At 49.6% G+C, this 15,246-nt stretch carries 10 protein-coding genes; 5 read left to right on the plus strand and 5 right to left on the minus strand.

Translation table 11 applies throughout. The features are described 5' to 3' along the window. Nucleotide 1: 1 nt before the first annotated feature. Nucleotides 2–964: a GSCFA domain-containing protein gene (locus tag E4T81_RS08875; protein ID WP_135043659.1), complete on the plus strand. Its 963-nt coding sequence runs from the start codon at nt 2–4 to the stop codon at nt 962–964. 8 nt (nt 965–972) lie between these two features. Here the strand turns inward: E4T81_RS08875 and E4T81_RS08880 are convergent, their stop codons facing one another. Then, on the minus strand, nt 973–2,157 hold the full coding sequence (locus E4T81_RS08880; RefSeq protein WP_135043662.1) for a MalY/PatB family protein: 1,185 nt from the start codon (nt 2,155–2,157) through the stop codon (nt 973–975). Nucleotides 2,158–2,290: 133 nt separating this feature from the next. On the opposite strand from E4T81_RS08880, the gene E4T81_RS08885 reads away from it, so the two are divergent. Genes E4T81_RS08885 through E4T81_RS08900 form a run of 4 tightly spaced genes read left to right on the plus strand, consistent with a single transcriptional unit; the run spans nt 2,291 to nt 7,895 of the window. Beyond that, nucleotides 2,291–4,519 (plus strand): bifunctional (p)ppGpp synthetase/guanosine-3',5'-bis(diphosphate) 3'-pyrophosphohydrolase, encoded by a 2,229-nt coding sequence (locus E4T81_RS08885; RefSeq protein ID WP_135043665.1) that lies wholly within the window; start codon nt 2,291–2,293, stop codon nt 4,517–4,519. Between the two features lie 9 nt (nt 4,520–4,528). Beyond that, a complete protein-coding gene (locus E4T81_RS08890; protein ID WP_135043668.1) occupies nt 4,529–6,598 on the plus strand; it encodes an HD family phosphohydrolase in 2,070 nt (689 codons plus the stop codon). A gap of 48 nt (nt 6,599–6,646) precedes the next feature. Then, nucleotides 6,647–7,162 (plus strand): DUF456 domain-containing protein, encoded by a 516-nt coding sequence (locus E4T81_RS08895; RefSeq protein WP_135043670.1) that lies wholly within the window; start codon nt 6,647–6,649, stop codon nt 7,160–7,162. A 13-nt stretch (nt 7,163–7,175) separates the two neighbouring features. Next, nucleotides 7,176–7,895 (plus strand): DUF4919 domain-containing protein, encoded by a 720-nt coding sequence (locus tag E4T81_RS08900; RefSeq protein ID WP_135043673.1) that lies wholly within the window; start codon nt 7,176–7,178, stop codon nt 7,893–7,895. Between the two features lie 136 nt (nt 7,896–8,031). Here the strand turns inward: E4T81_RS08900 and E4T81_RS08905 are convergent, their stop codons facing one another. The 4 genes from E4T81_RS08905 to E4T81_RS08920 all read right to left on the minus strand — a co-directional run bounded on the left by E4T81_RS08905 (nt 8,032) and on the right by E4T81_RS08920 (nt 15,012). Beyond that, the gene (locus E4T81_RS08905) at nt 8,032–9,489 is read right to left on the minus strand and encodes a leucine-rich repeat protein (RefSeq protein WP_135043676.1); all 1,458 of its coding nucleotides are present in this window, start codon (nt 9,487–9,489) and stop codon (nt 8,032–8,034) included. Between the two features lie 278 nt (nt 9,490–9,767). After that, nucleotides 9,768–11,402, minus strand: a complete 1,635-nt coding sequence (locus tag E4T81_RS08910) for a hypothetical protein (protein WP_135043679.1) — start codon at nt 11,400–11,402, stop codon at nt 9,768–9,770. 256 nt (nt 11,403–11,658) lie between these two features. After that, complete coding sequence (locus E4T81_RS08915) at nt 11,659–13,122, minus strand: DUF5723 family protein (RefSeq protein WP_135043682.1); 1,464 nt, start codon at nt 13,120–13,122, stop codon at nt 11,659–11,661. 39 nt (nt 13,123–13,161) lie between these two features. Beyond that, on the minus strand, nt 13,162–15,012 hold the full coding sequence (locus E4T81_RS08920; protein ID WP_135043685.1) for a hypothetical protein: 1,851 nt from the start codon (nt 15,010–15,012) through the stop codon (nt 13,162–13,164). Nucleotides 15,013–15,246: the final 234 nt, after the last annotated feature.

A 15,246-nucleotide genomic window follows, 5' to 3' on the forward strand; every position in this document is an offset into this window, starting at 1 on the left:
AATGGAGTTTCGCACAGTAGTAAAGCCCCTTGAGGGGATGACCGGACTTATAAGCCACCGCTCGCCTGTCGTCATGACCGGCTCATGTTTTACCGACAATATAGGGGCGCGTCTCAAGGGAGAACTGTATGACTGCATTGTCAACCCGTGTGGCACTCTATACAATCCCGCAAGCATAGCCGCCTCAATGCTCGACCTGCTCTATGAGCGTGAATTTACCACCGATGAACTATTCCTCCACGAGGGAGTGTGGAAGAGCTATTCCCATCATTCGCGTTTCTCCGGGAGCGACCGTGACGCGGTGTTGAAGATGATGAATGACGCCGCTTCCGAGGCGCGTGACGCGCTTAAAAGCGCCTCTGCGCTCATCGTGACGTTTGGCACGGCGTGGATATTCAGGCTTAAAGAGGGCAACCGCGTGGTGGCAAACTGCCATAAGCAGCCCGCATCGCTCTTTAACCGAGAAATGCTCAACGCGACACAGATTATAGGGCTTTGGAAAAAGATTTTACGTGAGATTGCCGCGCGTTACCCCGACCTGAAAGTAATATTCACTGTCAGCCCTATAAGGCATCTTGCCGACGGTGCCCACGGCAATCAGGTGAGTAAGTCGACGCTTCTCCTTGCCGTGGACAGGCTTGTGGCTGAAAATCCTGATATGGCGCTGTATTTCCCTTCCTACGAGATTATGCTTGACGACCTGCGCGACTACCGCTTCTACGCATCTGACATGGTACACCCGTCGGATGTAGCCGTCGACTATATCTACGACCTGTTCCGTCAGTCGTTTATCGATGAATCCGACCGCAGCCTCGGTATGGAGTGCGGGCGTCTTGTCAGGAGGCTTAACCACCGCAGTCTCAGTGGTTTGCATGATGAAGCGTTTACGGCTGCTACCGCTGAAATGCGCGATTCGCTTCTTGCCCGCCATCCTTATCTGTCGCGGGCAATGTCGCGTCTATGATGATGCCGTCACGCCTCGACAAGCGGCAGGGCATTGGCGAGCGACTGCACGGCGTGGCGCAGCAGTGAGCGCGGACAGCCGATATTCATGCGCATGAATCCTTCGCCTTCAGCTCCAAACATCGCTCCGTCGTTAAGCGCGAGGTGAGCCTTGTCGACAAACATGTCAATCAGTCTGTTATGGTCAAGGCCGAGCCCGCGGCAGTCAAGCCACACGAGGAATGACGCCTCAGGTGTAACCATCTTTATCTCCGGCGCAAGCTCCTGAAGCAGGCTGCGCGTCTCTTCGATGTTTCCCTCGATGTATTCAAGCATTTCGTCAAGCCAGTCTTCGCAGTGGTTGTAAGCCGCCATCGTGCCTATTATCGCCGTGAATGTAGGAGCGTTAAATTCGTTGGTCTCGAGCCAGTTGAAAAATTCCTTGCGAAGTCTCTCGTCTTTAATCACACACCATGAGCTTACAAGTCCGGCGATATTGAATGTCTTTGACGGTGCGCCGAGGGTTATCGCTACCGAAGCGGCTTCGTCGCTGACCGAGGCGAAGGGTATGTGGGGACGGCGGTCAAGCATAAGGTCGCCGTGAATCTCGTCGCTGACGACAATCACGCCGTAACGCGCCGCAAGTGCGGCTACCTGCTGCAAGGTCTCCCGGCTCCACTGGATGCCGACCGGGTTATGGGGGTTGCAGAGAATCATCATGCGCGGATGTTCTTCGGCAAATATACGTTCCAGTCCTTCGAGGTCCATGTGGTAGCTGTCGCCGTCGTGGATGAGGGGATTGTTGACTACAGTGCGGTGGTTTCCCTCCACGACCATCTTGAACGGGTGGTAGACGGGGGGCTGTATCACCACCTTGTCGCCTTTGGCGGTAAAATAATTTATGGCAAAGGCGATGCCTTTCACGACTCCGGGAATGAATGTGATTTCTTCACGCTTTACCTCCCATCCGTGGCGTCGGCTCAGCCAGCCGGTTACAGAATCCCAGTATTCGGCGGGAATCACGTTGTAGCCATAGATAGGATGTGCCATTCTGTCGGCGAGCGCCTTGGCTATCGGAGGAGCCACGGCAAAGTCCATGTCGGCAATCCACATGCCTTCAAGGTCGTTACGCCCAAATATGTCGACAAGTCCGTCAACTTTCATCGCGCCTGAGCCTTTGCGCTCTATTATGCGGTCAAAATCATATTTTCCCATTGCAAAGCTAATTTTCTGCAAATATACTACTTTTAGTAATGACCAATTCAATCTTTTTTGTTAAGTTTGTAGATTATACGGCTACTTTTGAGCCGAAACGCTACAATCAACAGAAAATTAACCGACCCTATCGATGGAAGAACGCAATAAACTCACACCTGAAGAGGAAGACCGTCTTGTCGAAGACGAGTTCCGCGACGTGCTTAACGGCTATCTGGCGAGTAACCACCGTAAGAAGGTGGAGATTATTGAACGCGCCTATCGGTTTGCCAAGGAGGCGCACAAAGGCATAAGGCGCCGTTCGGGCGAGCCGTATATCCTGCATCCTATCGCAGTCGCCAAGATTGCCAGCCAGGAGATGGGTCTCGGCTCCACTTCGATATGTGCGGCGTTTCTGCATGATGTCGTGGAGGATACGGAATACACCGTCCAGGACATAGAGCAGCATTTCGGAAAGAAAATAGCGCAGCTTGTCGCGGGGCTGACAAAGATTTCGGGAGGTATATTCGGCGACAAGGCTTCGGCTCAGGCTGAAAATTTCCGCAAGCTCTTGCTGACGATGAGCGAGGATATACGCGTGGTGTTGCTGAAGATGGCTGACCGCCTCCACAACATGCGCACCCTTGGCTCCATGTCGCCCAACAAGCAGTATAAGATAGCCGGAGAGACGCTTTATATCTATGCACCGCTCGCCCATCGCCTGGGGCTCTTCGCGATAAAGACCGAGCTTGAGGACCTGAGTTTCAAGTATGAGCATCCGGTTGCCTATGAGCGCATCAGCGAGCAGATACGCGCCTCAGAGGCACGCAGGGCGTCGGTCTACAACGATTTCTCTTATCCTATCAAAGAGAAACTTAACGAGATGGACCTCAAATATGAGGCTAAGGCGCGACTGAAATCGGTCTACTCGATATGGCGCAAGATGGAGAACAAGCACATACCCTTTGAGGAAGTGTATGACCTCTACGCGATGCGTATAATATTTGACTGCGACGACATCAGCAAGGAGAAGGCTATATGCTGGCAGATATACTCCGCTATCACTGACCTCTATAAACTGCATCCCGAGCGCACCCGCGACTGGATAAGCGTGCCGAAAGCCAATGGCTACCAGGCGCTTCACCTTACGGTGATGGGGCCTGACGGCAACTGGGTGGAGGTGCAGATACGCTCGCGCCGCATGGACGAGATTGCCGAGCTCGGATTTGCCGCCCACTGGAAATACAAGATAGGCGAGGGTGAGGAAGAGAGCGAGCTGAACGCCTGGCTCGCGACAATCAAGGACATTCTTGACAATCCCGAACCTGACGCCATTGACTTCCTCGACACTCTGAAACTTAACCTGTTTTCGTCGGAGATTGTGGTGTTTACCCCCAAGGGCGAGCTGCTTACGCTGCCCAATAATTCCACGGTGCTTGATGTCGCCTTCGGGCTTCACTCCCAGATCGGGCTTCACTGTATCGCGGGAAAGGTCAACCATAAGCTTGTCCCTCTCAGCCACAGGCTTCAGTCGGGCGACCAGGTAGAGGTGCTTACATCCCAGTCACAGACCCCTAAAAAGGAGTGGATAAATTTCCTCGCCACGGCAAAGGGCAAGACCCGCCTCCGCGCCGCATTGAGAAAGGAGCTGCAGCCGGTGATAGAGAAGGGCAGGGGCATCTACGAGGCGTTTCTTAAAGACAATGCGATAACGGAGACCAATGAAGTGGTGACCAAGATTCTTGGTGCTACCCATTTCCAAAACAAGGATGAGCTGTTTGCCGCCCTCGGAGGTGACGAGGCTGTGATACCCGACTATCTTGTCAAGTCGCTGCGTCCGGCGTCAAGCTCGCTCTTCTCCAAGATACTCCGTCCGCTCAAGGGTAAAAAGACCCCTGATTCACAGCCCGTAAAGGAAAAACAAGCGATAAACTTCAAAGAGACCTATATACTCCATGCCGATGACAAAGACTCCAACTTCATCATGGCCGACTGTTGCAGCCCGCTTCCGGGCGATGATGTGATGGGTTGGGTCAACGACGACGGCGAGGTGGAGCTCCACTCGCTTACGTGTCCGCGCGCCCAGGTGCTGAAGGCGAGCTATGGCAGGCGCATACTTAACACGGCGTGGGCGGCACATACCGGCAAGTTTCTCGCCAATGTAAGGATTGAGGGAGTCGACCGCTTCGGCATACTCCAGGAGATTATACAGATGATTTCGATGCATCTCGCCATAAATATACGTAAACTTGACATCGAGGCAGAGAAAGAAGTGTTTCATTGCGACCTCTCGGTGCTGGTAAATGACACTAAAGTGGTTACCGACCTCTGTTCAAAGCTTATGAGAATCAAGGGTGTGCAACGGGCGAGCCGGGTCAATTAGCGACAATATATGGAAAAGATAATTTCAAAAGATTCACTATTGAGGACACTGCTCTTTATCGGGGCAGTCGCGATTATCATCGGGCTTATGCCCCGCAAGGACAGTCATTCCTATCAGTATGAGATGGGCAAGCCGTGGGCTTACTCGCTGCTTACCGCTCCGAGTGACATGCCTATTTATCTTGACTCGATAAGCATGGAGCGGGTGCGCGACAGCATCTCAAGATCATTTATCCCTGTATATCAGCGCGACATAAACGGAGAGAAGACGACCCTTGCCGCCTATGCTACACGCGTCAACCACACCCCCGGGCTGCATCTGACTCCGGGCGAGCGTAACAAACTTATAAACGCGCTGAAAAAACTGCTTGAAAACGGTATTGTCGACCAGTACACTTACCAGCAGGTAAAGTCGGGGAAACTGAAGGATGTAAGGTTTATACACGATAATACGGCAATCACGCTTCCCGCCGATGATTTCCTGTCGGCACGTGCCGCCTATGCGAGTCTTGACAGCATGTTCAGCGACTCCGATTTCAGGGCGGCGATCGAGCAGACCTCGATGTCGCAGTTTCTTGTGCCCAATGTGGTCCTCGACTCGGTTGCCACTAAGCGCCTTCTCAGCGAGGTGATGCAGAAAGCAATGGCGCCGGTGGGAGTCATCCAGCAGGGCGAGCGCATAATCGACAAGGGCGATATAGTGACCCCGGAGCTTTACACGCTGCTGAAGACCTATGACCGCATAGCCGGCTCGCGCTCTACAAGCAAGGTCGACCGCCATTACTACCCGATATTAGGGCAGTTGCTCTACGTGGTGGTGATTCTTACGTCGCTCTACCTTTTCCTTTATTATTTCAGATGGCGCACTTTCGGCAACAACCGCGCCATGGTGTTTATCATGACCCTCGTGACGGCATTTGTACTGTTTTCCTATGGTATGTCGGAGACATTCCGCGGCGGACTGTACATGGTGCCCTTTACCGTGGTTGCTATACTCATGGTGGTGTTTTTTGACGGCAGGACAGCCTACTTTGTCTTTATAACAGAGATAATGCTCTGTACGATTATCGCCACTTTCCCCCTTGAATTTATCTTTGTGCAGCTTGTCGCCGGCATAGTTGCCATAACATCATTGAAAGAGCTTAACCGCAGGTCACAGCTCGTAAGGGCGGCTATGTTTGTGTTTATCGCCTATTGTATCGCCTATGTCGCGGTCGAGGTGATGCAGACCGGCTCGGCCGACAAGCTCAGTACACGCATGTTTGGCTTCTTCGCCATCAATGCTGTATTGATCTCATTTACTTATGTGCTTGTGTTTGTGCTTGAAAAGATATTCGGATTTGTATCGTCGGTGACTCTTGTCGAGTTGAGCGACGTCAACAACCCCGTGTTGCGCGAGCTTTCGGAAGAGTGTCCGGGCACATTCCAACATTCGATGCAGGTGAGCAACCTTGCTTCCGACGCCGCCCACAGGATAGGCGCCAACGTGCAGCTTGTGCGTACGGGCGCCCTGTATCATGACATAGGCAAGATAAATAATCCGGCTTTCTTTACCGAAAATCAGCATGGCGTGAACCCCCATGACACTCTCAGCCCGATACAGAGCGCGCGCATCGTCATCAATCACGTGTTTGACGGGCTGAAAAGGGCTGAAAAGGCTAAGCTGCCCGACGTGATTACCGACTTTATACGCCAGCATCACGGTAACGGCAGAGCCAAATATTTCTACAACACCTATTGCAACGCCCATCCGGGAGAGGAGGTGGATGCCGCCCCGTTTACATATCCCGGACCTAATCCGCAGACAAAGGAGACCTCGATACTGATGATGGCTGACGCTGTCGAGGCGGCGTCAAGGTCGCTGAAGGAGCACACCGTGCCTGCCATAACGGAGCTCGTCAACCGCATCATAGACGGTCAGATTCATGACGGCCTGCACGACGAGTCGCCGATATCGTTCCGCGACGTGAATGTGATTAAAAATGCGTTTATCGAGCGACTGCGCACAATGTATCATGCCCGTGTGAGCTATCCTGACCTGAAGAAAGATGAGCAGCCTGCGGAAAATCCTGAGAAATAACTTTTAAGAGGGCTTCATTGTTATATTAAGAAGGAAAATTCAGGATTCATGTCGGTCATTCTTTTAATATCGGGCATTGTCGCGCTTGTCGCCGGATTTGTGGCGATACTGCGCCCCTATATACCGGGGGCGGTGCTTGCCTACGCCGGGCTGTGGCTGCTCAAATGGAGCGGGGAGCTGCATCCCTCGGTCGAGCTGCTTGCGTCGTGGGGAGCCATCGTTGCGGTGGTCGTGGTGATTGACATCATGCTTCCGTCGGGGGTGACACGCGCCACCAACGGCATGACTTATATGGGCGTCGGAGGGCTTGTCGGACTTTTTGTCGGCATGACCGGATTCTCGCTTGCATGGGTGGTCATCGGTGCGGCGGCAGGTGTGTTTCTCGGCTCGGTGGCTTATGCTCGCACTCCGGGAGGAAGGGCGCTTGATTTTCCGTCGTCAAGATTTTTTCAGTATCTTTGTGCAAAAGGGCTGCCCGCGGTGGTCACTCTCGGCATAACAGGCATAGCGATATTGCTTGCAGTTATGGAGCATTATCCGGGGTTTGCCCTCAGCCAACTATAAATTGATAAGTAAGATGAAACGAATTTTATTACTGCTCATAGCAGCTGTGGTTGCCTGCGGAGCCTTTACTGTAGAGGCAAAAAGAGGCGACAAGAAGCTCAAGCCCGAGAAGCCTGACATGGAGAAGATAAAGAAAGAGGTCAACGACCCCTCGTCAAAGTATTACTATCCCAAGCTGATGAAGCAGTTTGAGTCCAACGACACATCCATGACCCTTGACCAGTTTCGTCATCTCTATCTCGGATATGTGTTTCAGGAAGACTACAATCCTTACAGGCGCAGCAGCTATTCATCCAAGATGGATAATCTTTATTATAAAGAGAAGCACACACTTGCCGAGTGTGACACGATAATAAAATATGCGGAGCTATCGCTGAAGGATGACCCCTTTGACCTGCGTCAGATGTCGTTTCTGATATATGCCTATAGGGAGAAAAAGAAAAATAATCTTGCCAATATCCTCCAGTATAAGCTTAATCATATACTTGAGGCGATTGTGTCGACTGGTACCGGTCTTGACCAGGACAACGCCTGGGTCATCATTAATCCGCAGCATGAATATAACCTACTGAATTTTCAGAATTATGTGGTGGAAGGACAGGAGGACCGTCCGCCCCACTTCGATTATATCACCGTCAAGCCGAAAGATGGGAAGGATGACCCTAAAGGGTTTTACTTCAATGTGCTCTATATCCTGCAGGAGTATTACCGCAAATTCCCCGACGAAGAGTAGCTCTCCGCCGGGGAGACATGCTGTTGCACCGGCAATTATTTATAACGCCATATGTGTAGCATCGCACAGGAGTGTTCATGATGCCCTGTGTCATCGCGTAGCTGCAGGGGCGACCGGTGCAGGGTAACCGGTAGGATTACATTTTTATCTTGACAGCCTTGCCGGCTACGCTGACGATGTAGTAGCCCGTGCCGACGGCTACGCCACACTCTGCGTCGTTGACTGTCCCCGAGGCGATGATTCTGCCGTCAATCGAGTGTATAGTGTAAATATCCCCGGCTTTGGCGTTGATAATTATCTTGCCGCCGTTGCAGGTCACGGTCGCGTCTGCGCCGTCAGTCACTGTCTCGAGTGCCGTAAGCTCCTCTGACTCTATGTAGTTGAAAAATATATTCCATCCCTCGGCTTTGCGGTAGCGTTCAATCGCCCCGACCGGGATGTAGACCGGAATATTGGGGAGTACGCCTCCGTTTACGCTTGTGTCAGGATTTCCGAAAGGACCTGTCAAGCCTCTCATCTTACACTCGGCGGGGATTGTTCCGCGGCAATACATTTTCTTTAAGCCCGACCATCCCGAGCAGCTCTCTTCCCCGAGAGTCAGCAGAGTGGAAGGGAAAGAGACTTCCGTCAGTCCATAGCTCAGATAAAATGCGCGGTCTCCGATGTCAGTCAGTCCTTCCGGTAGCGTAAGCACTCCGCTCAGTGGACACATGTAAAACGCCCGGTTGCCTATGGTAAGGGCTTTTGAAGGGATATTGACCTCAAGCAGTTTTTCACATTCTAAAGCTATGCCCGAAGGCACGGCGGTAAGTCCGTCAGGCAGCAATAGTTTTTTTAGGTTTCGGTTAAATGCAAATTGATCCTCTCCTTCAAGGCGTGTGCATGATTCAGGAAGTATCGCTTCGCCAAGGTCGGCACCGTAAAAAGCCATTTCGCCAATCATCTCAAGCCCTTCCGGGAAATTAATTTTTGTGACTCCTGTGCTGAGGAAGGCTGCTTCATCAATGCTTTTTATAGTTGAAGGAAGCACTACTTCCGACAGCGACTCGCAATTCATGAAGCATCGGAATGGAATCTCCTCCAAGCCTTCCGGGATTACGAGCGGAGAGGTGCGCAGTTTGGGGCAATCCGCGAAGCATACTCTGCCCATACGACGTAATGTCGATGGGAGTGTCACCTCTTGCAGACGGCCGGAGTAAGTAAAAGCGCTTTCTCCGATTTCTTCTATCCCTTCGCCCAGGATTATGTTGCGAAGGTTGGTCATGTAAAGCGTCAGTTTGTTATCCGGATCAAACTGTTCGCTTCGGTAGAAGGCGCGTGGAGGCACCCGGTTGCCCTCTGCCTGAGCTTTTTCAAGATTGATAGCCGAGAGCTTTCCATAGAAAGTGGCGCTCCACATCGTATAGAAATCTACGTCGTTTATCGGTCCTTCCACCACAAGCGAGTCTATCGTGTTGGCACGCTCGCCAAGAGCTTCCGCAAGTGTGCCCGGCTCACTTAGCTCAACTTTAATGTAACTTTTGTCGTCAGCCTCCTGCGCATACGCCGAAACGCAGGCTGTCAAAAACGAAATTAACAGAATAGTAACCTTCATAATTTATAATTTAAATGATTAGATATAGTAAAAGTGTAGTTTTGATGCAAAAATATTAAAAATTCTCAAAAATGAATCCTGATCGGGACATTAATCGTTTGTTTTTTTAGATTAATATAGGATTGTAGTGGGGTGAATATCAGAATGTTATCAATAAAACAAATGTGAGAGATTTGTTTTATTGATAATGAACTTATAATGAATTGATTTAAAGTCTATTTTGATTGGGTGTGATTGCAGCCAAAAACGAATTATAATATTGCAATTAATGTAGGTGATTAGTGGGACAAATGTCTTAGGTACTTTTCTTGTTGAGCGGAATTGAGCTTTTTTATCTTGGTCTTTAAACGGGCTTTCCTGTTGTATATTGATTCAATCTTATCTTCTTTTAAAAATAGAGCAATCGCACTATTGGAAAATCCAAAAGCGGAATATATGAATAATTTATAGTCCAGTTCCTTTAATTGGGGGAGATCTTCTCTTAATGAAGCAACGATGTTAGAGTCGTTGAGATTTAGAGAGTTTTCAAGTTCGGTCAATCGTTCTTCTGACATTAAATCTTGAATTATACTTTCAACTTCATCAGAAATTTTGCGTTTGATGCTCTTTGTTGCTGAGCTTTCATAATATGATGAACAAAGGGAGTCAATCATCTTAAACTTAGAGGTCAGTAAGTCTAATATTTTTTCTTGATCTTGTTTTGATTTGGCTTCTTTGGAGATTAAAATTTCATTAAAATTCTGTGCGATATTTACATTTCGTTCAATAATCCTGTTTTTGCGAATCAGCATTTTTATGACGATAAAACCTATGCACGAAATTGCTATTACAATCAGTGATATAGTTATACCATATGTCATTTTTAGGTTGGCAAATTCAAGTTCCTTGATTTTGTCCTCATATTCATAATAGTCAGATAATTCTGAACTGAATCCTTGATTTAGATAGCTTATAAGTGTACTGTCATTTTTTAACATTATATTTTCAATCAGAGACAATGCGCTTTTAAAATCATTACGAGATTTATAAATGGATGATTTAAAGGTCACCAAATTAGGCGTTAAAGCTGTTATAGTGTCTAAAGTCATTTCGTACGCTTTATTGGGATTATCGCTTTTTAGATAAGTGAGACCAATTAATCCAATTAAATCAGGGTCATATTCATGAGTTAGTAATTCGCTATAGCCTTTAATTGCAGAATCTGGGAGATTGAGAAAATAGTAACATTCAGAACTGATCTTTTTAGCTGACAAATACATGGATCTATCATCATACTTTTTTGCGGAGTCAGCTGCGCCAAGTGCCAGAATTAATGCTTCATCATATTTGTCAGAATTATAATAGGCACGCGCCAGCCCAAGAACTGCGTAGCTATTGAATATTGTTTGTTTCTCTGATTTATTAAAATAATCAAAAGCGAGTTTTGCATAATTGAGGGCATCACTACAATGATAGAACATTTCATATATACCAAAAATTTGGTCAGCGTTTCTACCACACCAGAAATAATTACCGAGTTGTTCGGCGTATCTTAGGCTTTTGTGGTGTACAAGAAGGCTTCGTGGGAACGATTCTTTATTGTAAAGCACCCTTGCATGATAGTAGTGGCTGAGCATCAGGCGGTAAATGTCGCCTGATTTTTCGTAGTGGTTTACTGCGATGAGTATTAGCGAATCGTCGGCAATGTCAATATAGTTTTTGTCAAGAGCCTGGGAGTAGAGGAGTGCGTAGCGGGCATTTTCTTCTGCCGATGTCGGTGGCTGCAATGTGTCGAGCATGGCGAGGGCTGAGTCGGGGTGTTCCTCCATGAGTGTTTCGGCACGGTCGAGCGTAGCCGTTGCCGGGTCAATGGCGCATCCGGTCAGAAGCAGCAATGTAAATAATGCAGATATGAGGTAATGAGTGATATTCATTGGCTGTCGGGTGATAATTTTTGCTTCGAGCTTTGGGGAAGTTAAACAATCTATTACAAATATAAGTTAAATATTTGGAATCTGTATTTTTTGCCCCGAATTTCTGCTGTTGTCGTGGAGGCGGGCGAGCTTTCACTCGCCCCTACATTGGATGCACAGGCGGTTGTTGATGACGCCTTGTGGGTTTTGTGATGGGGGATATGAAAAAAGGGCTGCGCGAGGCAGCCCTTTGGGTATTGTTGGTGTTGACGGATTGTTACCAAGAGGGGAGGAGGGGCTTGAGCACTTCTTTCTTGGGCTTTGAACCGAAGGTGAAGTTGATACCAAGCTGAAGGTTGGCGTTGATGTTGCCTACCGGGATATACTGCGGGGTCACCTTGAAAATCTGGAAGTCGGAACCGAGGAAGAGGTTGAAGCCTTTGGGGTGGATGTTGATAATCCATCCGAAAGAAGATCCGAATGTCGAGATTGCGTAGTTGATTGACGCGTCAAAGAATTTTACCGGGGTTACGTTTGCCGAGATGCGTCCTTCAGTCCAAGAGTGTACGCCGTTGATGCGCTGGGTGAAGAGCACACCACCTTTAAGACCGCGGTAGAAGGGTGCAGTGTAAGCGGCACCGAGGGTGATTGTCGCACCGATGCCGGTTGTGCGGCTGCCTCCGTCGGAGAGACGGTGAAATTCTACTGCGTCCTCAAGGTCGTTGCCGAGGTTTTCAAGCTGCTGGTCAAAATTATTGGTGTCGTAGTTGGGAGAGTTCTTGTCGATTGCCACTTTGTCAAAACCGTCGAATTCCCAAGAGGTTGTGCCGGTTTTGCCGTGGACGGCATTGTTCCATGACACAAATCCGAGGTCGAGCACAGAAGCGGAGATCTCGAGGTCGGGGTGAAGCTGATAGGTGGCACCGAGGTCGATGGCCGCACCAAATCCGCCGAGTCCGAAGCTGTCGTAGTCCAGGTTGTCCCAGTCGATGAGATTGGCGTCGTCAGGGTTGTCGTAGTGCTTTCCCGATTCGGCATAGGTAGGCACCTTCAGTCCGTTTCCGGCTGCGATGTTTACCTCTCCGTCGGCACGGACGCTCCACTTTTCGTCACCGAGAGTGACATCCATATTGCTGATGCGCGCGTTGAAGTCGGCGACACCGACAAGGAATTTCAGTTTTGCACCTACGCGCAACTGGGGAAGAATCTGGCGAGAGTGACCGAGAGCCACTTCAGCCATTGCGTTGGCGTTGACGCCGATGTTTTTGAAATTGTAGTGGGATGTCGGGCCGTCCTGTCCGAGCTTCATGAAGGTGAAGAGGTCCTTGGGAAGAGAGAATGAGGCGGTTTCGCGCACACCGAGTGAGAAGGTGTTGTAGCCGCCGAACCCGCGGAATCCGAATGATAGGATTGTAAGGTCGAGCTCTTCCTTGATGTGGTTGACGTTGCGCAGTTTGCCGAGAAACTCGTTTGCGCTCACGTCGGGGTGCATGAATGTGGCGAGCTCGCCGTTTATCGGATATACGAATGTGCTGAGTCCTACATTTGAGTTAAGACCTACTCCGAAGTTGCCGAGTATGGGGAATGACACGTAGTTGCGTTCCGGAGCAAATGCCGGGTTCAGCTCATGTCGGTAGTTGTATCCTTCAAGGAAATATGCGGAGCGCAGGGCCTCCTGGGCGCTTGCGGTGCATGCCGAAGCGAGCAAAATAGCTGCGAAATATGATTTGAGATGTCTCATAGTTGGTTTATCTTCTTAGGGTTTTGTTGAAAATAAGGTTTACATGTCGTCAAGGTCGAGAGTGACACCACCGATTATGCGGGCGCGGATTTCAGAGAATTTCATGCCCTGACCCTCGTTGATGGGTATTCCGGCTACATTCTCGTTGTTGTCGGTGACGAGCTTGTACTCGATACCGTCGAGTCCTCTCAGGCTGCTTATTGAATTGCCTGAGGTGAAGTTGTTGCCGTTGCCCTTGATTTTAATCACTACGTCAGACTCCGACTTGTTGGCGATTGTTCCGGCAAGTATATCGCCTTTCTCGATTTCAACCTGCACGCCGCGGCTGTTGTTGTCGACAAATACCGGAGTGACTTCAAGATGGAAATTGAGCGGGGCGGAGTTCTCCACCTTCATTTCGATGCGCACTTCGTTGAAGTCATACTTTCCGAGGTCGCTGTCCCAGCCGTCTTCAGTGTCGCTGTAGGTGAAGCTGAGGTTGTTGCCGAAAGCGAGCGGTGCGACAACCTTGTTGTCGGCGGTGAAGTGATAGTCTCTGCCAAGTTCAAATGTTACAGGCTCCTGAACCACGCTTGCGTTTATGTCGACAGCAATGCTGTTGGGGATGCGGCTGATGAGGTCGCCGATGGCGCTGTTGACATAAGGCGTATATTCTGTATCCACGCCCTCGCTCTTGCGGCAGATGCAGATTTTGTTAGTGCCCGGCTTGATTGTGAGATGCTGTGTCACGACAGGCTCCTGACCGGGAGCATATGTGCCGGGGTTCCAGTTGCCGTTAAGCACGATGTCGATATCGACAGATGCGGCCGAAGTGTTGTCGATAGTGAGGTATATCTGCGGGTTTTCGATGTCAAGATTGCTGTCTTCCTTGAGGAATTCGGGGATGTCGTTGATGTCGAAGGTTACAGGGTCGATGTTGATGTCGGGATCTACGATACCGGTCACGGAGGTGATTTCACCGTGGATGGGGCTGCCTGAGACATTGCCGATTACCACATCGATGTCCATGTCGACAGCCTCGCCCGGCTGCGGCTCGTCGATATAAATCTCGCCGGTAGTGGTGATTGCCGAGGAGAAGTTGAAGTTGTGGGTCGCGGGGTCAAGCGCATTGCCGCAGTTGATTGCGCCCACGTGAATCGGGAGCCGGAGTCCTGCCGCCGGGACAGCGTAATCCTGAGTGAACTCGATTATGTGTCCGTCAGTGACTTTGCATCCGGGCACATTGCCGTTAAGCGAGATTTCAAATTCAGGCTTGCCGTCTACGACGTTGCCAAACTGAATCTTGAAGCCGGGGGCTATGTGGACGTTGCCTGAATAGTTGCGGATGTCAAAGTTTACCTGAGCCGTGATGTTTATGTCAGTAGCCACACGCGAGATTGACACGATGTCATGATTGACATTGCTTTCGCGGACGTTGATGTTGTTTTGATAAGCAGGGATTCCTTGCTTCCACTCGTTGTCGCCCTGCTCGCCTATGAGAATCGACAGCTTGCCGATAAGTCCCTGGGCTGCTGCCGGGAACGGCGGGAACGCCACATGCTGAGTCTCTTTTGTGCCGTTTACGTCAAGATTAACCTTGTCGATAGTGAAATTGCCTTCGGAGGGGTCGCCGCTCTGGATGAGCACATAGTCACCTACCGACAGGGCGTATTGGGCTGCAATAGCCTGGTCGGCCGCCTTGATTGAAGACTCAGGGTCAAGGTCAAGTAATTTTTCCAAAGAAAACAGCTCGGTGCTGCTGCCGGGAACTGACAGTTGCCCGCCTCCTACGTTAACTACAAGGTTCCAGTCCTTGTCCAGGTCATAGTCATTATCTACACAGCTCTGAAACGAGCCGAGCGCTATAATAGATGTGCCTATCATAGTACTGATGCGTGATAATTTGTTCATAGAATATAGTTTTTGATTAAAATAAAAAAAAATGATTCAGCAACTTTTAAACATTTATGCGCTAAGCGACTGTGCCTTTTTGTTTGTAATGGCATTATTTGCAAAGGCTTACAACTACAAAGTTACTAAATCTTGTGACATAAGAATATATTTGATAATCTTTTTTAACTCTTTTTAAGTGTAAATCCGTGAACAAAAATTATTTCAGCGTGTATATTTGACTGCTTTTTTAAG

This window comes from Barnesiella sp. WM24 (assembly GCF_004570975.1).
Classification (GTDB): domain Bacteria; phylum Bacteroidota; class Bacteroidia; order Bacteroidales; family Muribaculaceae; genus Muribaculum.